Origin of the sequence: Pararcticibacter amylolyticus (assembly GCF_003130405.1) — a bacterium.
GTDB lineage: Bacteria > Bacteroidota > Bacteroidia > Sphingobacteriales > Sphingobacteriaceae > Arcticibacter > Arcticibacter amylolyticus.
Genome location: NZ_QEAS01000024.1, coordinates 61,518 through 79,958, shown reverse-complemented (window position 1 = coordinate 79,958; position 18,441 = coordinate 61,518). Strand labels below are relative to the sequence as shown.

At 44.6% G+C, this 18,441-nt stretch carries 21 protein-coding genes; 10 read left to right on the top strand and 11 right to left on the bottom strand.

What is annotated here, in order from left to right; all coding sequences use genetic code 11:
- Positions 1-1,143 (top strand): hypothetical protein (locus DDR33_RS22145; RefSeq protein WP_238387898.1); only part of this gene is annotated, 1,143 nt, incomplete at its 5' end.
- A gap of 317 nt (positions 1,144-1,460) precedes the next feature.
- Positions 1,461-2,264 (top strand): 5'-nucleotidase, lipoprotein e(P4) family, encoded by an 804-nt coding sequence (locus DDR33_RS22140; RefSeq protein ID WP_109417985.1) that lies wholly within the window; start codon positions 1,461-1,463, stop codon positions 2,262-2,264.
- Positions 2,265-2,288: 24 nt separating this feature from the next.
- Here DDR33_RS22140 and DDR33_RS22135 read toward each other — a convergent pair whose 3' ends face one another.
- The 5 genes from DDR33_RS22135 to DDR33_RS22115 all read right to left on the bottom strand — a co-directional run bounded on the left by DDR33_RS22135 (position 2,289) and on the right by DDR33_RS22115 (position 6,833).
- Positions 2,289-2,540 carry a YtxH domain-containing protein gene (locus DDR33_RS22135; protein WP_109417984.1) on the bottom strand — a complete coding sequence of 84 codons (252 nt, stop codon included), beginning with the start codon at positions 2,538-2,540 and terminating at the stop codon, positions 2,289-2,291.
- Between the two features lie 301 nt (positions 2,541-2,841).
- A complete protein-coding gene (locus DDR33_RS22130; protein ID WP_109417983.1) occupies positions 2,842-3,021 on the bottom strand; it encodes a histone H1 in 180 nt (59 codons plus the stop codon).
- Positions 3,022-3,181: 160 nt separating this feature from the next.
- Positions 3,182-4,609 carry an L-serine ammonia-lyase gene (locus tag DDR33_RS22125; RefSeq protein WP_109417982.1) on the bottom strand — a complete coding sequence of 476 codons (1,428 nt, stop codon included), beginning with the start codon at positions 4,607-4,609 and terminating at the stop codon, positions 3,182-3,184.
- Positions 4,610-4,693: 84 nt separating this feature from the next.
- Positions 4,694-6,367 (bottom strand): protein-disulfide reductase DsbD family protein, encoded by a 1,674-nt coding sequence (locus DDR33_RS22120; RefSeq protein ID WP_109417981.1) that lies wholly within the window; start codon positions 6,365-6,367, stop codon positions 4,694-4,696.
- A 16-nt stretch (positions 6,368-6,383) separates the two neighbouring features.
- Positions 6,384-6,833, bottom strand: coding sequence for a protein-disulfide reductase DsbD N-terminal domain-containing protein (locus DDR33_RS22115; protein WP_109417993.1), 450 nt, complete (start codon positions 6,831-6,833; stop codon positions 6,384-6,386).
- 294 nt (positions 6,834-7,127) lie between these two features.
- Here DDR33_RS22115 and DDR33_RS22110 point away from each other — a divergent pair, with 294 nt between their 5' ends.
- The 4 genes from DDR33_RS22110 (at position 7,128) to DDR33_RS22095 (ending at position 8,903) form a co-directional block, all read left to right on the top strand.
- Positions 7,128-7,589, top strand: coding sequence for a DUF4268 domain-containing protein (locus tag DDR33_RS22110; RefSeq protein WP_109417992.1), 462 nt, complete (start codon positions 7,128-7,130; stop codon positions 7,587-7,589).
- A gap of 25 nt (positions 7,590-7,614) precedes the next feature.
- Positions 7,615-7,995 (top strand): hypothetical protein, encoded by a 381-nt coding sequence (locus tag DDR33_RS22105; protein WP_109417980.1) that lies wholly within the window; start codon positions 7,615-7,617, stop codon positions 7,993-7,995.
- Positions 7,992-8,288 (top strand): SelT/SelW/SelH family protein, encoded by a 297-nt coding sequence (locus tag DDR33_RS22100; RefSeq protein ID WP_109417979.1) that lies wholly within the window; start codon positions 7,992-7,994, stop codon positions 8,286-8,288. Before DDR33_RS22105 ends, DDR33_RS22100 begins: the two co-directional genes overlap by 4 nt.
- 81 nt (positions 8,289-8,369) lie before the next feature.
- Positions 8,370-8,903: a pyridoxamine 5'-phosphate oxidase family protein gene (locus DDR33_RS22095; RefSeq protein ID WP_158280833.1), complete on the top strand. Its 534-nt coding sequence runs from the start codon at positions 8,370-8,372 to the stop codon at positions 8,901-8,903.
- 125 nt (positions 8,904-9,028) lie between these two features.
- On the opposite strand, the gene DDR33_RS22090 is transcribed toward DDR33_RS22095, so the two are convergent.
- Positions 9,029-11,392 carry an endonuclease MutS2 gene (locus tag DDR33_RS22090; RefSeq protein ID WP_109417977.1) on the bottom strand — a complete coding sequence of 788 codons (2,364 nt, stop codon included), beginning with the start codon at positions 11,390-11,392 and terminating at the stop codon, positions 9,029-9,031.
- Entirely contained in the window at positions 11,389-11,982 is a 594-nt protein-coding gene (locus DDR33_RS22085) for a DUF4296 domain-containing protein (protein WP_109417976.1), read from the bottom strand. Before DDR33_RS22085 ends, DDR33_RS22090 begins: the two co-directional genes overlap by 4 nt.
- Before the next feature lie 40 nt (positions 11,983-12,022).
- Between DDR33_RS22085 and DDR33_RS22080 the strand changes: the two genes are divergently transcribed.
- The 4 genes from DDR33_RS22080 to DDR33_RS22065 all read left to right on the top strand — a co-directional run bounded on the left by DDR33_RS22080 (position 12,023) and on the right by DDR33_RS22065 (position 15,813).
- The gene (locus DDR33_RS22080; protein ID WP_109417975.1) at positions 12,023-12,718 is read left to right on the top strand and encodes a YggS family pyridoxal phosphate-dependent enzyme; all 696 of its coding nucleotides are present in this window, start codon (positions 12,023-12,025) and stop codon (positions 12,716-12,718) included.
- Positions 12,719-12,806: 88 nt separating this feature from the next.
- Positions 12,807-13,262: a GNAT family N-acetyltransferase gene (locus tag DDR33_RS22075; RefSeq protein ID WP_109417974.1), complete on the top strand. Its 456-nt coding sequence runs from the start codon at positions 12,807-12,809 to the stop codon at positions 13,260-13,262.
- Between the two features lie 96 nt (positions 13,263-13,358).
- Entirely contained in the window at positions 13,359-14,633 is a 1,275-nt protein-coding gene (locus tag DDR33_RS22070) for an aspartate kinase (protein WP_109417991.1), read from the top strand.
- Entirely contained in the window at positions 14,626-15,813 is a 1,188-nt protein-coding gene (locus tag DDR33_RS22065) for a THUMP-like domain-containing protein (RefSeq protein ID WP_109417973.1), read from the top strand. Before DDR33_RS22070 ends, DDR33_RS22065 begins: the two co-directional genes overlap by 8 nt.
- 137 nt (positions 15,814-15,950) lie before the next feature.
- Here DDR33_RS22065 and DDR33_RS22060 read toward each other — a convergent pair whose 3' ends face one another.
- The 4 genes from DDR33_RS22060 to rplT all read right to left on the bottom strand — a co-directional run.
- A complete protein-coding gene (locus tag DDR33_RS22060; protein WP_109417972.1) occupies positions 15,951-16,148 on the bottom strand; it encodes a cold-shock protein in 198 nt (65 codons plus the stop codon).
- Positions 16,149-16,373: 225 nt separating this feature from the next.
- Positions 16,374-17,009, bottom strand: a complete 636-nt coding sequence (locus tag DDR33_RS22055; protein WP_109417971.1) for a peroxiredoxin — start codon at positions 17,007-17,009, stop codon at positions 16,374-16,376.
- Positions 17,010-17,095: 86 nt separating this feature from the next.
- On the bottom strand, positions 17,096-18,013 hold the full coding sequence (locus DDR33_RS22050; RefSeq protein ID WP_109417970.1) for a DUF72 domain-containing protein: 918 nt from the start codon (positions 18,011-18,013) through the stop codon (positions 17,096-17,098).
- A 132-nt stretch (positions 18,014-18,145) separates the two neighbouring features.
- Positions 18,146-18,441 (bottom strand): 50S ribosomal protein L20 (gene rplT / locus DDR33_RS22045; RefSeq protein ID WP_317047468.1); only part of this gene is annotated, 296 nt, incomplete at its 5' end.

Below are 18,441 nucleotides of genomic sequence, written 5' to 3'. Positions count from 1 at the left end.
CCAGGAACCTCCTTCAGAGAATATGATCCTCCCGGGCCTCCGACGCTTCTGCAGCCACAAAAGACAAACTATATGGCAATATTAGAAAGAAATGGTGCCCTGCACGGAACGGCGGGAACCGTGGTGTTCCGCAGGTTCCGCAACAGTACGGTGGTGCAGGGCCTTCCCAAAAAGAAGAAAAAGCAAACCCCGGCCAGTCAGGCCAGTGCCGGCGAGTTCGGGGTGGCCAGCACAGCGGCAGCTGCTATCCGCCTGGTCCTGCGCTCGGTGTTCCGCAACCGGCATGACGGGGCCATGGTGAACCGCTTCAACAGCGCTGTCTACCAGAGTATCTTAAGGAGTAAAACAGCCCTGCGCGGTACACGCGACCTCCACGACGGTGATCTGAGCTGCCTGGAAGGCTTCGAGTTTAATGCAAATAGTCCGCTCAGGGAAGCGCTGAGGGTGAGGCCCTCGGTCTCGCTGACCAGCGGGGGAAAGGTGCGCGTGCAGATGGACGGATGGGGCAAGCTTAGCGGGTTGAAAATTCCTTCTGCGGTAATAGAGGCGGCAGACAGCTACCGGCTGAGGTTCCTGGTCACGGCCCTGAACTTCCGCAGTGAGTTCTATGAATATGTGGCGGTAAAGGATGTGGCGGTGACGGACTGGAAGGACATGGAGGCGCTGGACTTTGAGATGGAAGGGACGATCCCGGAAGGGTGTATGGTACTGGTGACGGCGTCACTGGATTGCCTGGGGGTCAGTGATACGGGTGCAGGGGGCGGACTGGTGAACACGCCTTCGTTCAGCCCTGCTGCGATCCTGGCGGCTTTCAGGACGACGGAGCCTCTTTCGCTGGAGGAGCCGCTGAAAGTGAGGAAGGAGGCCGGGGGGCGTCACCCGGGCTTGTGTTATGCGGGGAATGAGTTGCTGGAAAAGATGGCTGAGGTGGCGCAGAAGAGGAAGGCGAGGGAGCAAAGGGGCGGCCGGAGGGTTCGGGCGGATGGGATAGCGGGAGATGGCACGGGGAGAAACGGGCCGGAGGGTGTTGTGGAGAATGAGAGGGGGGTGAGTTCGGAGGGGGTGTTGAGCGCGAAGGAAAGATTGAGCACTGATGGTGATGAGGGGATGCCTTTTGTTCTGGGAAAGAGGTTTTCTCTTTAAGGGAAGGGGTATAGCGGGAACAGGGGGACAGGGAGATCGCGGGGGACGGCATGTAAGACATCCTTGCGGTGGCTTTTGGAAAAGGGATGTATCTGGAAGCGGGTTAATATCGGAAGCGGGTATTAAGTTATTCTGTCTGGGGCAATCCGCGGTGGCTTTAATCCAGCATCAATGTCCCCCAAGGGGTTTAGGCTGCACCGAAAAGAGTAGTTCGGTCTACTAAGAGATGGGAAACCACGCAAGACAATGAGGTCTCTGCCCATTCCCGGCAGCATACTCTGCAAAGAATTTTATATGTTTGCTGCTTTAGGAAAAGCATGAAAAGAATTACTTCAACATTCATAACGATGAGCATTCTGAGCCTCTGCTCCTGTTCCGTTGTGAAACAACAAAAGTCTGATGCATCCAGTCTCACCAGAGATGGAAAGCTGTGGTCGAGCCTATGGCAGCAGCAGGCGGCTGAATATAAGGCTCTGTGCTACCAGGCTTACAACTCGGCAAGGATACAGTTAGATGAAGTTTTGAAGAATCCGCCTTCGAAACCTCTGGCCGTTGTTACGGATATTGATGAAACTGTTCTCGACAACAGCCCTAACGCTGTCAGCCAGGCCTTGAAAGGCAGGGATTTCGAACAGAGTGCATGGTATGACTGGACAAACAAAGCTGCCTGCGATACTGTCCCCGGCTCGGCTTCATTTTTTAAATATGCGGCATCTAAGGGGGTGACTGTCTTTTATGTAACCAACAGGGATGAACAGGAAAGGGAAGCGACCCTGAGGAACCTTGAAAAATATGGATTCCCTTTTTCAGATAATGAGCATTTGCTTTTAAAGCAAACAACTTCAGGAAAAGAACCCCGCAGAAAGGATATCGGCAGCACCCATGAAATTATCATGCTAATAGGCGATAATCTGAGTGATTTTTCTTCAGTATTTGATAAGCTTCCGATGGAAAAGAGAGAAGCTGTGACGCAGGAGAACAGTAAGGAGTTTGGAAGGAGGTTTATCGTTTTGCCCAACGCATCGTATGGCGACTGGGAGAATTCTTTATTTAAATATAACTACAAGTTAAATCAGCAGGAGAAAGAAAAAATCATCCTGGAAATCTTAAAGAAAGAATGAGATCTGCTCTCATTCTTTCCTGTTTTATACTCCCAGTGTTTTTTCTACATCGTCAGATGCTCCCGGAAACATCCCTGATCTTGGGCTGACGACCTGTCTTCCTTTCTCAGCGAGCTCTTCGGCTTTCTCTTTGGAAGAATCGTAAAGATCCTTGAACCAGCCAGTTAAGCCCTCCCTGTTTTCTTCACCACTTTCAGGAGAAAATAAAAGTCCTACCACTGCCCCAACTGCTACCCCCGCAAGTAATGCTGCTATAATTTTTGATTGATTACTCATATTTGATGTACCATTTGTTTATGTTGTTGTAAGTATAACAAAAACTGTAGTGAAGTGTTGATTTTTTTGAAATATTGGCTGTTTGTTATTTGTTACGGCTGATTTTCATTACCGTCATGTGCACTTCTCCCCTTGCCCGTCTCATGACCGGAATACGCCTCCGGGCGCGTTTTCAACCATGCTTGAAGGCAGATTTTCAATCGTTTCAAGAAAAGAAAGACGGACAGATAATGCGAAGGCCTGCTCAATGGCAGGCCTTGTACAAGATAGATTTAAAGTATTATAATTATCTCAGCAACAATTATTTATCTTTATTCTTGATCTCAGTAACTTCGTTTCTGATGTCTTGTGCTAATGTTTTAATTTGCTGTAAAGCTTTACGAACACGTGTACCAGCAGCTCCGCTGTTCTTGTTGTAAAATTTCTCTGCATCAGCCTCTACAGAGGCTACAAGCTCTTTTAATTGATTAAATTTTTCCATAATATTAAATCTTTGGGAGCAAATATATATTTTTAAACGAATAAACAATTATTAACAAAAGGAGAATATCGCTTCTTTTTTCCACATTTTAACAATATTAACACTGTTTTAAGGCTTCTGAAGCGGGTTTTAACATTAAAAGGTGCAACACTTCACAAAGCTAACACTCGCTCAGGCTGATCGGAATGTGCAGGGCAAGCCCTCCTTCTGATGTCTCTTTATATTTGGTGTTCATGTCCAGAGCCGTGTCCCACATCGTTTTTATCACGCTATCAAGTGACACCTTGGCTGCTTCAGGAGAGCTTTGTAATGCTAACTGGGAGGCTGTAATAGCCTTTATCGCCCCCATTGCATTTCTTTCGATGCAGGGAACCTGCACAAGTCCTCCAATCGGATCACAGGTCATGCCTAAATGATGTTCCATTGCAATTTCCGCAGCCATCATACATTGCTCTGCAGAACCGCCCATTACTTCGGTAAGCCCAGCGGCAGCCATAGACGATGAAACCCCGATTTCGGCCTGGCACCCGCCCATAGCAGCAGAAATAGTGGCTCCTTTTTTAAAAATACTTCCTACTTCGCCCGCGGTTAACAGAAACCTGATGATTTCTTCTTCCGGATCTTTTTCACTTAAGAAGGTGACATAATATTGAAGGACAGCGGGAATCACACCGGCTGATCCGTTTGTTGGTGACGTAACCACACGTCCGAATGATGCGTTTTCTTCATTTACCGAAAGAGCAAAACAGCTTATCCAATCGAGGATATAACTAAATCCGGTTCCGCTTGTCCTGATACTGTTCATCCAGGAGTCATAACAGCAGCTATCGTCTCCCCGAAGGAGTTTGTGGTTTATTTGAGCAGCCCTCCGCTGCACGTACAATCCCCCCGGCAGAATTCCTGGTGTATGAGCTCCTTTGTAAATGCACTCCTTCATAACACGCCAGATTCCCAGGAGCCCCTTTTTAACCCCGTCTTCATCCCGCCACCGCTTCTCGTTGTCCATAACGATATCACTGATCCTTTTTCCCGTCAGGTCATACCATTTCATCAGATCTGAAGCATAATCTATGGGATAGGGCAATTGCGCCTGAACTGCGCTATCAGGAACCTCCCCCTCGCGTCTTACAAAACCGCCCCCTACAGAATAATACGTTTCCGACATGATCTCACCTTCATCATTTACAGCCTTAAATATCATCCCGTTGGGATGCTCAGGAAGGCTTTCGTTTTTAAACAGGGTCAGATCTTCCTCAGGGTTAAAGTCTATTTCCGTATCTCCTCCGAGAAGAATTCTCTTCTGGCTGTTAATTTCATCAACAATCGAATTTATACGGGAAGTATCAATAGTAACAGGATCGTAACCAGACAAGCCAAGCAGTACCGCGATATCAGAACCATGCCCTTTCCCCGTTTTGGCAAGCGAACCATAGAGAGAAACCGACACTTGTCTTACAGGGCCGAATCCCGCTTTACTAAGGCTAAGGGTAAAAAACTGCGCAGCCCGCCAGGGGCCTAGAGTATGCGAGCTCGAAGGGCCTACTCCTATTTTAAAAATATCAAAGACAGAAATCCGCTCTTTGTACATAAAACATCATAAAAAGCATTATAAGTCATCAGGAAGACGGACGACCAGTAAAAAACACCATCCAAATATCGTCTTTTATAACGACTATTGGCCGCGGAATTTCGCAAGGCCACTATCTAAAAATTTCAGATAGTTATTCACGTTGAAATCAGCACCAATCGGCTCCATCAGCAATTGCTCATTATGATCTAATAAAACATAATAAGGTTGAGAATTGGCATTAAAGCGGGAAGCCTGAAAATCACTCCATTTATTCCCTATCGTTTTGATTTTTTTCCCTGTTGTTTTTGACACTGTTTGCTCAGACTGCGGTAATTCAGTTTTATCATCTACGTACAACTGAATGAGCACATATTCCTCTTTTATCCTTTGCAGGACCTGTTTATCGGGCCAGACAGAACTTTCCATCTTTCTGCAATTTACGCAGGCATGTCCTGTAAAATCAATCATTACCGGCTTGTTCACTTTCTTCGCATATGCCATTCCCTCATCGTAATCAAAAAATGCGTCGAGGCCAAGAGGTGCTTTAAATTTATCTGAATATTTATGCATTCCGCTCTGCGGGGCCTGACTGCCCCCCCCAAGAGATGCTGTATAAAGATCGAAATCCTGGGTGGTCTGCGGCGGTAAAAATGCTGAAATTGAAGAAAGAGGTGCACCCCATAATCCGGGCACCATATAAACAGTAAATGCCAGCACAATCATTGCCAGGAAAACACGGGGCACAGATACAAAGCTCAGATCGGAGTCATGAGAAAATTTCAGCTTGCCCAGAAGGTAAAAACCCATCATGCCGAAGATCACGATCCAGAGAGATAGGAAGACTTCGCGGTCAAACCATTCCCAATGATAGGCAAGATCGACATTAGAAAGGAACTTCAGGGCCAGTGCGAGCTCCAGGAATCCTAAAACCACCTTCACACTGTTGAGCCAGCCGCCGGACCTTGGCAGAGACTGCAACCAGGACGGGAACATAGCAAACAGTGCAAACGGAATGGCCAGGGCAAGAGAAAATCCGAACATACCGATCGCAGGTCCCAGAAGCGCCCCCATAGTTGCCGCCTGTACCAGCAGAGTTCCGATGATGGGCCCTGTACAAGAAAAAGACACTAAAGAAAGTGTGGCAGCCATAAAAAACAGTCCGCCCAAACCTTTGCTATCCGATTTTGCGTCCATCTTATTTACCCAGGATGAAGGTAAAGTGAGTTCAAAAGCCCCGAGAAAAGATGCAGCAAATACAACCAGCAGCAAAAAGAAGGCAAAGTTGAAGATGCCGTTAGTGGAAAGGTCGTTAAGTGCATCTGCTCCGAAAATGACCGTTACCAGCAAGCCGAGCAATACGTATATCACTATGATGGAGATCCCATAGGTGACAGCTTTGGTAACCGCCTTCCCCTTTGACGAAGCGCTTTTCGTAAAATAACTCACAGTAAGAGGCAGCATCGGAAAGATACATGGCATTAAAAGTGCCGCCAGTCCTCCGATAAAACCAGCTATAAATATTGCCCAAAGCGACTTCTGCTCTTGTTGTTCGGTTACCTTAGTAACTGAAACCGGATGAACAGCTGCTGAACTGTCCTTTTTGGCGACAGAAGAATCCGTAGAAACTATCTGCGTACCATCGGCAGGAGCCTCGGTTATATCTGTAAATTCAACATCATCCACTGGTACAGCACCAGTAGTATCCTGCCCTTTCACTGGTGCCGCATTCAGAACACCAAGAATAAAAAGGAAGAGAAAGTATCGCAACAACCTCATATATAAGCGTTGTTAATTATTTTACCGGAACACTGAACTCTACTTCTTCCGGAGGAAGACACTGATGGTCATCACACACCATATATTCGAGCTTTCCTTTTACCGCTGTCTGCGCAGCTTTTAAAACTACCCGCTGCTGGAAAACAACAGATTTCTCGAAATAGCTTACGTTCATGTTGAAAGTCTTTTCGAATTTACTTATCGGCTTAGGTTCTATCGTTTTACCCTTGAGAGTGTATGCTTTCGCGGGAGGAAAAGTAAAAGTGGTAGCAACCGGTCCGCCTTCACCCACATTCTGTGAATAAATGTGCCAGCCATCTTCAATGGTTGCTTTAATTAAAATTACAGCCTCAGTTTTGCTTAGCCTCTTGGCAGCATACGACCATTTTACGGGCTTCAATATCTGCGCCTGAAGAGCTGCAGCAGAAAAAAACAGAGCGAGTGTAAATAAGACGATCTTTTTCATTTTAATTATATTCATATAGAACAAGTGCAAATATGTGTGTTTTAAATTTCACTTTCACGCCCGCCGGGCAGAATAGTTGTTTTATTACCGTTTGAAAACATAATACAAAAACCGCCGGGCTTAAAATTATGTTAATAGAAATATTGTAAACAAAATATGTGAAACTGTACCTGCAAGAGCGTATGCCGGTCGGTCTTCCCCCTTGTAATAAACAGTATGACGGCTGCGAAAACAACACTTAATAAACGCCTTTTTGTGGTTTATAGTACATGTGATATTTTTACAGCCTTATATATGTATACAAAAGAACAGGCTTCGCAATTAAAACAATCTTTCTGGACAACATTCGGCCAGTATATGAGACCGGTACTGTCATCAGAGGGGATGAGGATCAATTGGATCAATTATAAAACCGGTATCCGGCATGTCTCATTCAAAACGCAGGCCGGTAAGGGCAAAGCATCTATAGCGATTGAAATATCCCATCCGGACGAGGGCATCCAGGAGTTATTTTTTGAACAGTTCAAAGAATTAAAAAGCCTCCTTCATTCTTCTCTGAATGAAGAATGGGATTGGGTGCTGCATACAAAGGATGAAAACAATAAAACAATAAGCAGGATCTATAAAGAACTCGATCAAAGTAATGTGTACAATGAGAAAGACTGGCCTTCGCTCATTTCTTTCTTCAAACCGCGCCTTATTGCTTTAGATCAGTTTTGGTCGGATGCTAAAGACATTTTTGATTCACTAAAATAAGAATCCCTGAATAACCAAGCGGCTTATGAACATTGAAGGCTTTAGAGAAGGAAACCTGATTAAAGTTTACCCTGAAGGACACCAGGAAGGCTTACTTGCAATAAAAGAAGTATTTGGATCTTCCTTTATTTGTGAAATGATCAGCCCCAGACCGGGCTATCTGTTCAGGACGAAGCACTCAGAGATGAATGCCATCCCGCTGACTGAAGACTGGCTGCTTTATGCAGGATACCTGAAAGAGGAAGGCGACGGAGTGTGGACAGACGACCTGGGAACCGTTAGCTTCCTGTGGTCGGGCAATAAGGGAACGTTTCAAAACCATGATTCACAACCTGTGGGCTATGTACATGAGTTTCAGAATGAATATGAACGGTTAACCGGGGAAAGAATATATTTTGCAATATGACAGAGCAACACACGAAACCTGTAGTGCACATCGAGTACTGTCCGAAATGTGGCTGGCTGCTGAGGGCAGCCTATATGGCTCAGGAAATTCTCACTACGTTTGAAAACGAGCTGGGGGGCGTACTCCTTGAGCCTTCTGAGGTTAGCGGTACTTACCAGATCAGGATCAATGGCTCAATACTTTTTGACAGAAAGACGGAGGGGAGATTTCCCGAAATCAAGGAATTAAAACAACTGATCCGCGATGTGGCGGCTCCCGGCAAAAGTCTGGGTCACTCTGATAAAAGAACCTAGCACCAGATGCTGAAGTTTACTTCCCCAAAACAAAACCGTTTGTCTGAAAGTTCTTATTACGAACAAATTCAACAAACACCCATGACAAAACTTACAGCCCCAACGGTCGAAGGACAACTGGAAGAAATAGAGTTTATCAAGAAAGCAAGGGAACTGGCGGGTAAGATCGGTGAGATAAAGATTGCAATGCTGACAACCACTGATGCTGCAGGAAAACTGCAAAGCCGTCCGATGTATACCTTTAAAATAGAAGATGACGGGATTATATGGATGTTTGCTTCGAAAGATTCTCAAAAGGTATCAAACATCACGGCAAATCCCCAGGTGCTGCTGAACTACAGCCAGCCTGACACAGACCTGTATATCGTTGTAAGAGGAACAGCCATGATATCAGACGATCCGGTGAAAATAGAGGAGTTATGGAGTGATCGCTATAAAGCCTGGTTTCCTTACGGAAAGACCGATCCCAATCTTTGTCTGCTCAAAATATCACCCGATGAAGCGGAATATTGGGATACCCCCGATCTCCTCGTTTCTCAGATTATATCTCTGGTAAAAAATACACTTTCGGGAAAGCCCTACCTGGAAGGTGAAAATAAAAAGATCAATTTCTGACAAGACAAGTCGTACAGGGGGCTGACCAGCGGATCTCTATGTCCGGAATCTGCCCCCTTTATGTTGATGCCCATTAGGGCATATCCTATCCACACTTTTCTTAGGACATATCTGTGCAGAATGCATCATCCGAGATGCACGTATGTAATGCCATCCCCTCCCCTGTCCGGATGCTCATCTTCCATTCTCGCAACCTGCGGATATTTACGCAGATAGTTACGGATAAGCTTCCTCAAAATGCCGTCACCTTTACCGTGAATGACTTTTAAATTGGAAAAGCCCATCATTAATGCTTTATCAAGGTATTTTTCGATCTCATATAAAGCTTCTTCTCCCCTCATTCCTCTTACGTCTATCTCGGGACGGAACTGGGCAATGTCTTCAGAAAGAGAAGATGTGTAAGATTTGCGCAGCTCTTTAGGTACCTGCTTCCTGCTTACCTTCTGGACTCTTTTGCGCTTTACTACCGACCGAAGATCGCCGATGGCCAGGATCACATTTTCTTTGGTTATATCGATCACCTGCCCTACTGTTTCAGAGTCGGTCAGCTTTACCCAGTCGCCCGCGACTATCTCTTCTGTCTCCGCAGGTTTCGCTGGCTTCGCTTCTTTTTCCTGGTGTTTCTCCAGCTCCTGCTTCAGATTTTGCCGGAGTTTCTGAGTCTGCTCTTTGTCAGCCTTGCTCTCCTTTATTTCAGAAATGGTGTTCTCTACCAGCTTATTCGCATTGAGTATGATGCTCTGAGCCTCCTTCTTTGCTTCTTTTAAAATAGCCTTGCGGTTCTCCTCCAGGTAACTTTTCAGCTTCTCGTTCTCCTGAAGCAGGGTGTCGACCCGCTTTTGCTGCTTTTCAAGGGATATGCGGTTTTCCAGGATCTGCTTCTTATCCCTTTCCAGCTCGACCAGTAAGGTATCTACCCGTTTCTGCTGTACTCCTATTTTCCCCTTTGCAGCATTCAGTACCTGCACCGGCAAACCGATCTTCTGGGCTATTTCAAATGCATAAGAGCTTCCGGGTTTCCCCATCTCGAGGATATACAAAGGCTGCATTTCGAGGTTATCGAACATCATAGAGGCGTTTTCCAGTCCTTCAGCTCCATTGGCAAATACCTTCAGGTTGGAATAGTGAGTGGTGACTACCCCTCTTACCTTCTTTTTGTTGAGTGCATCCAGCACGGCTTCGGCGATTGGGCCTCCGAACTGGGGATCTGTCCCTGTACCGAACTCGTCGATAAGGATGAGCGTTTTTCCTCCTGAATTTTCCACGAAGTACTTCATCTTTGAAAGATGGGCACTATACGTGCTCAGGTCGCTTTCAATGGACTGATCATCCCCTATATCAGCAAACAATTGTTTAAATATGCCCACCCTGGAGCTTTCATCTGCAGGGATCAGCAAACCCGATTGCACCATCATCTGTAACAAGCCGACGGTTTTCATGCAGACCGACTTTCCTCCTGCATTTGGCCCCGAAACGACAATGATCCGCTGCTGCTCCTCTATTTTAATATTCAATGGGACTACGACCTGCCCTTCCTTCTTCAGGTTAAGCAAAAGCAGGGGATGCCTTGCGTTTACCAGGTTAACTTCAGGCTGACTAACGAGTTCCGGCATTTCCGCTTCTGTATCGATAGCGAACAGTGCTTTCGCCCTTACAAAATCCAGTTTCGTTAAGAGTCCATGGTACGACAGCAGCAAAGGCACATAAGGGCGCAGTTCGTTGCTTAAAGCCGTCAGTATTTTTATGATCTCCCTTCTCTTATCAAATTCGAGATCGCGGACTTGATTATTGAGCTGGAACACCTCTTCAGGCTCCATATAAACGGTTTGCCCTGAAGCAGATTCATCATGCACAAATCCTTTCACCTTCCTCTTGTTCTCAGCAAGAAGGGGAATACAGAGGCGCCCGTCCCTGATCGTAAGAGATCCGTCGGCCGTCCAACCGTTGTTCTGCGCACTTTTAAAAATGTGGTCTATTTTCCGCCTGGCTTCCTGTTCTGCTTTGGCAATACCGGTAATGATGTTCTGAAGCTCAGCAGACGCATTAGGCCGTATTTTCCCTTTATCGTCAATTCTGGCCTCAATGCTGCGGATGATCTTCTTCTCGATGGGTAGATGTTCAAAAAGCGCTTCCAGGTTAGGATATCGCCCTTCGCGTTCATTAAAATAATTAATAACGGAAAAGACAGTCTGTAAGGAAAGTAAAACCTGGTGAAATTCAGCTTCACTTAAGAATGTTCCTTCTACCCTGATCTTGTCGGCCAGGGATTTTATATTATAAAGATGGTTGATCGGCAGCTGCGAATCGTTTGTAAGGATTTCTTTAAACTCCCTCGTCTGCCTTAAGAACTTATTAATATTTTCAAAATTGGTCATTAACTGAATCTTGTCGACCATCTGTCTTCCCATTTCACTTAAGCAATGAGATTTGATGAACGACCTTATTTCAGTAAATCCAAGTTTATCAGCTGCGTTTTGTGGATAAATCATTTGTCTCTTTCTCTCTGATGCCGTAGTTTAGGATTCCTGACAACGGCACTTTTTCCTGCGACAGAATCTTTTACTGCCGGAGTTCTGCCCGCTCCGGGATTGACAATAGCTGCAATCTTCACCGGAACAAACTTCCGGAAGGGCTCGTAAGAGAACGTGTCTATCTTAAAGCCCCGGTTAATGGAATCACGCTTTTTATCATTATAAAAGAGCGAATCGCTGATCCTCTTCTGCCGTTCGCGGTACAGGCGCTCGTCAAGCCGCTGGGCCGCCTTACTCAACAGATCCAGGTTGGCAGTCACCTTTTCATACATCAGCTGCATTTTATCAGGATGCCTGGCATAATAAAGAACACTCTCTTTTACATGTAAAGAATCGGTATGATATCTTTTGTATATAGCCTGGTACATTTCTGCTACTTTTTGCCGGCTGCTATCGGCATAATTCGCTGAAGCATAACCGTCTGCAACATGAATATCAGTAAGTACATTTATCATACTATCCTGCTTGATAATCCCATCCGGAACCCCGTCGGTACTACACGATGCAAAAAAAATGATCAGAAAAAACAGTGCCAGTAAACGCTTCATTTATTAATTTAGCCGTGATTTCGCGTAAAAATACATATAAATGAGCATAGCAGCCAACTTGACAGAATTAAAGAACGAGGTAGAGCGACTGAATGTGAAACTAATTGCAGTCTCCAAAACTAAATCGGAGGAGGAAATTATGGAAGCATACCATGCCGGGCAAAGGGTGTTTGGAGAAAATCATGTACAGGAACTCGCTGATAAACATGAACATCTGCCGGCTGATATTGAATGGCATATGATCGGGCATCTGCAAACCAACAAGGTAAAATATATAGCTCCCTTCGTCAGCTTAATTCATTCAGTGGACAGCCTGAAGCTACTGAAAGAGATCGACAAACAAGCCGAAAAGAATAACCGGGTGATCGACTGTCTCCTGCAAATCTATATTGCCGACGAAGAAACCAAATTCGGTCTCGGGTTTGATGAGGCTATCGAGTTACTGCGCTCACCGGAGTTTGGTACTCTCTCGCATGTAAGGGTTGTGGGGGTGATGGGCATCGCTACCAATACTGACAATGAGAAACAGATCAAAGATGAGTTCTATGAACTAAGCACCTTTTTCAACGGATTAAAAATATCATTCTTTCAGGACAAGGACTATTTTAAAGAAATTTCAATGGGAATGTCGTCTGATTATAAAGAAGCGATACAGCATGGAAGTACGATGATCCGTGTAGGCAGCACGATCTTTGGAAAAAGGGTCATTCCGCACTGGAAAAATAAAACGGAATAGATTGACCGGTGATCAGCTTTCAACGCACGTATAGCGGGCCTGTTCAGAAACAGGACCGGGTAACTCACACACTTCAGCAAACCATTAAATGAACATAAGAACAGCACAAAGATCAGATTGCCGGAGGCTGCTGGAACTGGTACAGGGCCTGGCAGAATACGAAAAGGCTCCCCATGAAGTAACTATCAGCCTGGACGAATTTGAAGAGGCAGGGTTTGGGGCACAGCCCGTGTGGAAAGCCTTCGTAGCTGAAGTTGACGGAGTAATAGAAGCGTTTGCTTTATATTATGTCCGCTTTTCTACCTGGAAAGGTTGCAGGATGTATATAGAAGACGTTTTTGTTACAGAACAACACCGGCGCAAAGGCCTGGGTAAAAAACTTTTCGATACCCTTTTTAAGGAAGCCAGGGAGAAAAACTTCTCAGGCGTGGTATGGCAGGTTCTTGACTGGAATGAACCGGCAATCCGCTTTTATGAAAAATTTAACGCCAGATTTGACGGTGAGTGGATCAATGTATCCCTCGATAAGGCACAGATCCCTTAGCGGGCATTCACCGCGCCGGAACAGGCCATAAACAACATTAGAGATTTACAATCCCTGCTGGCGAAACATCACAGCGGGTAAGAATATAGAAGAATGATAGAAGTATTCAAATTTGGAGGAGCATCCGTCAAAAATGCTGAAGGTGTAAAAAACATTTCGCAGATCATACAATACCATAGCAGTCATCCCCTGCTTATTGTGGTTTCTGCGATGGGAAAGACAACTGACGCCCTTGAAAGGCTCACAAAAGCATATTTTGAAGGACTGGGTTCCGTCCATGAGATTTTTGAAGATATAAAAACGTATCACTTCCAGATCGCACACGAACTCTTCAGCGACGGCACTAACCCGGTATTTGATGATATCTCGAATACCTTTGTTGAGATCGACTGGATTCTGGAAGACGAACCTTTTAATTTCGATTATATCTATGATCAGATCGTGTCTGTCGGCGAACTGGTATCCACGAAAATAGTTTCACATTATCTCAATTATACGGGCATTAAAAGCCAGTGGGCAGATGCCAGGAACTACATCCAGACCGATAACACATACAGGGAAGGAAAAGTGGACTGGAATAAAACCCGGCACCTTGCAGAGGCGCAGTTGCTACCGTTAGTACAGCAGCAAATCGTAGTGACACAGGGGTTCATCGGCAGCACCTCAGAGAACTTCACAACAACCCTGGGACGCGAGGGTTCTGATTATTCCGCTGCCATTTTTGCCTCATGCCTTCAGGCTTCTGCTGTTACGATATGGAAAGATGTTCCGGGAGTTCTGAATGCAGATCCGAAATGGTTTGATCATACCGAACTTATTCCCCAGCTGAGCTATCACGATGCGATAGAACTGGCATATTACGGGGCGACCGTTATACACCCCAAGACTATTAAGCCGCTTCAAAACAACAATATCCCCTTGCATGTACGCTCATTCCTCAAGCCGGACGCTGCGGGAACTACCATAGGCCATACAGAGAAACCATTGCGCGTACCTTCTTTTATTTTTAAAGTAAACCAGGTACTGATTTCTATCCTCCCGAAAGACTTTTCTTTTATCATTGAAGAAAATCTCAGTCAGATATTTGATATCCTTCACCAGCACCGGATAAAGGTTAATACAATGCTGAATTCTGCGTTGAGCTTCTCTATCAGTGTTGATCATGACGAAGAAAAGATCACCAAACTTATAGCTGCCTTGTCTGTCACTTATAAAGTAAAATACAACAAAGGGATGGAACTGGTGACAATCCGCTATTATGATCAGCAAACGATCGGCCGTGTGACAGAGAATAAGAAAGTATTGCTGGAAGTGAGAAGCAGGCACACCTGCCAGATGGTGATGAAAGACAACATTCAGGCTTTTGAATAAGGCAATTTTAAATAAGGAGGTACAGAGCTTTATTCAGGAACATCTGAATGATGACGTTACGCGGATTGCGCTGAGCAAAAGTCCTTTTCCGGATGTTTCTTCCGCCGAACTGGCTATGCAGACCGACGGAAAAAAACGTATTGAAAAGAAACTTCCGCTCTGGTACAGCACTCAGGGGATTTATTTTCCTCCTAAGCTCAACATAGAGCAGTCGTCGTCGCAGCCAGCTGCGGAATATAAAAGCAAGCTCATCAAAGGGAATCTCCTGGCTGATCTGACAGGCGGCTTTGGCGTTGATACCTTTTACTTTGCAAAGAATGCATCCGAAGTGTACCATATCGAGCAGAATAGCGATCTGTCTGAAATTGCAAAGCATAATACAGAAGTCCTGGGCGCCCGGAATATCCATTTCATAACCGGAGACAGTATCTCTTTTCTGAAAGAAACACACTTGAAGTTTGACACGGTTTACATAGACCCGGCCAGAAGAGTAGAAACCAGGAAAGTATTTTTATTAAAGGATACGGAGCCCGATGTAACTGCTTTATTGCCGCTTCTTCTATCTAAAGCGTCGCGTATTATCATAAAAACATCGCCCCTGTATGATATACAATCGGGACTAAAAGAACTTCCGAATGTTTCTGAAGTTCATATCCTGAGTATCAAAAATGACTGCAAAGAACTCCTGTGGATAGTCGACAGGGACTTTTCAAAAGAGCCTGTAATCTATTGCAGTGCAATAAAAGAACAGGAGATCAGGACATTTAAATTCAGATATTCAGAAGAAAGAGAAGCTCCATCACCTCCATTTTCGTTCCCCGGTTCTTTCCTGTACGAACCCGATGTCACCCTTCTGAAAGCCGGAGCCTACAAGCTTTTGGGCCAGGAACTCGGGATGTCTAAATTAAACATTAACAGCCATTTATACACGAGCGATCATTACACAGCCAACTTTCCTGGCAAAGCGTTTAAGGTGCTGCGGACGCTTAATTATAATGACTACTCGAAAAATCTCAAAACCACTGGTAAAGCAAATGTTATAAGCAGGAATTTTCCGCTGACCGTAGATCAGCTAAGGAAGAAGCACAAATTATCAGACGGGGGCGATAGATTCCTTATTTTTACTACAGGGCCTTCCGGAAAGCTGATCATCATCGAAGCTGAACGGGTTACAGAATAAAACATTGATGATGTACCTCCCGCGAACAGGGCCGCAAGCATTTTGAATATTGCTGGCGGCAATTAAAATACAAACACATTTTCACAAAAAAAGCCCCGGTTGAAAGGGGCTTTTCGCTGATTTAGAATATCTAAAACTTAAACTTTCTTCACATTAACTGCCTGTAGTCCTTTACGTCCTTCAGCTACCTCAAATTCTACGCTGTCGTTATCGCGCAACGCGTTAACACCACCCTGAATGTCTTTGAAGTGTACAAAAATTTCCTTCCCGTCTTCCTGTACAATAAATCCATAGCCTTTCTCGGCATTAAACCATTTAACTTTTCCAGTTTTCATAAAAAATAAAAAAAATAATAAATACGAGTAAATCAACCGTAATTAGCGTTAACTGAAAAAGAAATTTAGATTTATTAATCAGGTAATTTAAGAACAGGAGATTTACTCAAACATATAAAAAAATATTTTAAAATACAATCCCCGGCGTGGAGATGATAAGCTGGCCGGAAATATAAAGAAGCCAGTACAGTTAAAGTGCTCCCTGGCTTCTTTACCTCAGCGGTTTTATTTATTTGGCTGCGGAGTATATCTCAAATAAGGTTTTACCACCCGGTGTCCTTTAGGGAACCTGGACGGAATATCTTCTGTCTTAATGGAGTTTACCACTACTACGTCTTCACCATCTTTCCAATCCGCAGGGGTAGCCACACTATAGTTCGCGGTTAATTGTAACGAATCAATTACCCGTATTATTTCCTGGAAATTCCTTCCTGTAGATGCCGGATAAGAAATGATCAGTTTAACCTTCTTATCAGGGTCGATGATAAACAACGACCGTACAGTAAGGGTTTCCGACGCATTCGGGTGGATCATTCCATAGGCCTCGGCTATTTCTTTGCTTTCATCCGCTATGATCGGAAAATTCACTTCCACGTCCTGAGTTTCATTGATGTCCTGTATCCAGCCCTGGTGCTTATCAACGGGATCAACACTTAAAGCAATCACTTTCACTCCCCGTTTAGCAAATTCGTCGCTTAACGCAGCAGTTCTGCCTAATTCAGTGGTACATATAGGTGTATAGTCCGCAGGATGGGAAAATAGAACAACCCAGCTGTTTCCTACGTAATCATAAAAGTTAATCTCACCCTGCGATGTCTTCGCAGTAAAGTTTGGGGCAATATCGCCAATTCTTAAGCTCATAAATTAGTTACTATTAAAGGTGAATGATCTTACAAACTCTACTAAGTTACTAGGTTAAAATTAAACAAACAAGTTTAGCCATGGGATTAAAATAAGGTGTCCGGCTTTTTTACAAATTGAGGAGATTGGAGCGTTGTTCCAAGCCTTTCATTGAACTTCTTCACGGTGTAATCTGCCAGAACCGGCGTATCCTTCTCATCATGCTGGTGCAGGAAAAAATAGACCGACTTTAAGCCCTTCTCCACCCATTGCGATATCCGTTCAACCCAGCTATCAATTCTAACGTAATCCGACGGATGAAGACCATTCCCTACAAACCGGATAAAAGCATCAGGAGTAGGCAACTCCATATGAACACAATCGCGGCGGCCACTTGCATCAGTAATAACCGCCCCCTTTTTCAGCCGGTATAACAGATCAAAAAAAGCTTGCCGCGATCCTTTGTCTGCAAACCAGTCCGGGTGTCTTACTTCTACAAAAACCTCAAAGTCTGATGGCAATACTTTCAGATATTCTTCCAGTATCTCAAAATTTTTAGGTCCGAAATTATCGCTAAGCTGTAAAAAAGCCGGACCCAGGGAAGGACCGAACTCATAGATCGCCTCCAGATAACGATTGGTATCCTCTTCTGCATTCTTCAGGCGCCTGATATGACTGATGCCTCTCGTAAACTTAGGGCAAAACTTAAAGTCTTTGAGCCCTGAATCAGCTTTCTCCTTCCAGGTCCTGATCTGCTCCTTTTTAGGCATATTGTAGAACACCGCATTTAGCTCAATTGAATTAAAATGCTTCACATATTCATCCAGGAACCGGGCTTCTTTGGTCTTCTCCGGGTAGATTAAGCCAACCCATTCTTTTCTGCCCCACTTCGCACATCCCACGTATAATTCAGCTTTTCCGGATGCAGTTGATTCACTAAGAACTCTTGTGGTCAGACCGCTGTCTTCCGGAAGAGTAAAATCAATCTCCGGTAACTGCTCTTCAGGTACTTTTCCAAAATCCATCTTTATTAAAATACGATTTGTTTGACAGGTAATAATCAGAATCAGCAGTAATATTAGGAATATTTATTCTGAAAGAAAAGCGCAAAAAAAAAGGGACCAAAATGATCCCCCTTCTTAAAATGTTTTGAAGTCCTATTTTACAGCATCAATGATTGCTTTAAACGCTTCCGGCTCATTCATTGCCAGGTCAGCAAGTACTTTACGGTTCAAACCGATTTCCTTAGCTGCCAGTTTACCCATTAACTGAGAGTAAGAAATTCCATGATGACGTGCCCCTGCGTTAATACGCTGAATCCATAAAGCACGGAACTCTCTCTTTTTGGTTTTACGGTCACGGTAAGCATATTGCAAACCTTTTTCAACCGTGTTTTTCGCAATGGTGTAAACCTTGCTGCGTGATCCCCAGTAGCCTTTGGCTAATTTCAGGA

Bases quoted from the DNA above. Each gene is read 5' to 3' on its own strand.
- DDR33_RS22130 (WP_109417983.1), bottom strand. From the start codon at position 3,021: ATGGAAAAATTTAATCAATTAAAAGAGCTTGTAGCCTCTGTAGAGGCT.
- DDR33_RS22075 (WP_109417974.1), top strand. From the start codon at position 12,807: ATGAACATAAGAACAGCACAAAGATCAGATTGCCGGAGGCTGCTGGAA.
- DDR33_RS22140 (WP_109417985.1), top strand. From the start codon at position 1,461: ATGAAAAGAATTACTTCAACATTCATAACGATGAGCATTCTGAGCCTC.
- DDR33_RS22085 (WP_109417976.1), bottom strand. From the start codon at position 11,982: ATGAAGCGTTTACTGGCACTGTTTTTTCTGATCATTTTTTTTGCATCG.
- DDR33_RS22110 (WP_109417992.1), top strand. From the start codon at position 7,128: ATGTATACAAAAGAACAGGCTTCGCAATTAAAACAATCTTTCTGGACA.
- DDR33_RS22080 (WP_109417975.1), top strand. From the start codon at position 12,023: ATGAGCATAGCAGCCAACTTGACAGAATTAAAGAACGAGGTAGAGCGA.
- DDR33_RS22090 (WP_109417977.1), bottom strand. From the start codon at position 11,392: ATGATTTATCCACAAAACGCAGCTGATAAACTTGGATTTACTGAAATA.
- DDR33_RS22100 (WP_109417979.1), top strand. From the start codon at position 7,992: ATGACAGAGCAACACACGAAACCTGTAGTGCACATCGAGTACTGTCCG.
- DDR33_RS22055 (WP_109417971.1), bottom strand. From the start codon at position 17,009: ATGAGCTTAAGAATTGGCGATATTGCCCCAAACTTTACTGCGAAGACA.
- DDR33_RS22050 (WP_109417970.1), bottom strand. From the start codon at position 18,013: ATGGATTTTGGAAAAGTACCTGAAGAGCAGTTACCGGAGATTGATTTT.
- DDR33_RS22060 (WP_109417972.1), bottom strand. From the start codon at position 16,148: ATGAAAACTGGAAAAGTTAAATGGTTTAATGCCGAGAAAGGCTATGGA.
- DDR33_RS22095 (WP_158280833.1), top strand. From the start codon at position 8,370: ATGACAAAACTTACAGCCCCAACGGTCGAAGGACAACTGGAAGAAATA.
- DDR33_RS22105 (WP_109417980.1), top strand. From the start codon at position 7,615: ATGAACATTGAAGGCTTTAGAGAAGGAAACCTGATTAAAGTTTACCCT.
- DDR33_RS22120 (WP_109417981.1), bottom strand. From the start codon at position 6,367: ATGAGGTTGTTGCGATACTTTCTCTTCCTTTTTATTCTTGGTGTTCTG.
- DDR33_RS22125 (WP_109417982.1), bottom strand. From the start codon at position 4,609: ATGTACAAAGAGCGGATTTCTGTCTTTGATATTTTTAAAATAGGAGTA.
- DDR33_RS22135 (WP_109417984.1), bottom strand. From the start codon at position 2,540: ATGAGTAATCAATCAAAAATTATAGCAGCATTACTTGCGGGGGTAGCA.
- DDR33_RS22115 (WP_109417993.1), bottom strand. From the start codon at position 6,833: ATGAAAAAGATCGTCTTATTTACACTCGCTCTGTTTTTTTCTGCTGCA.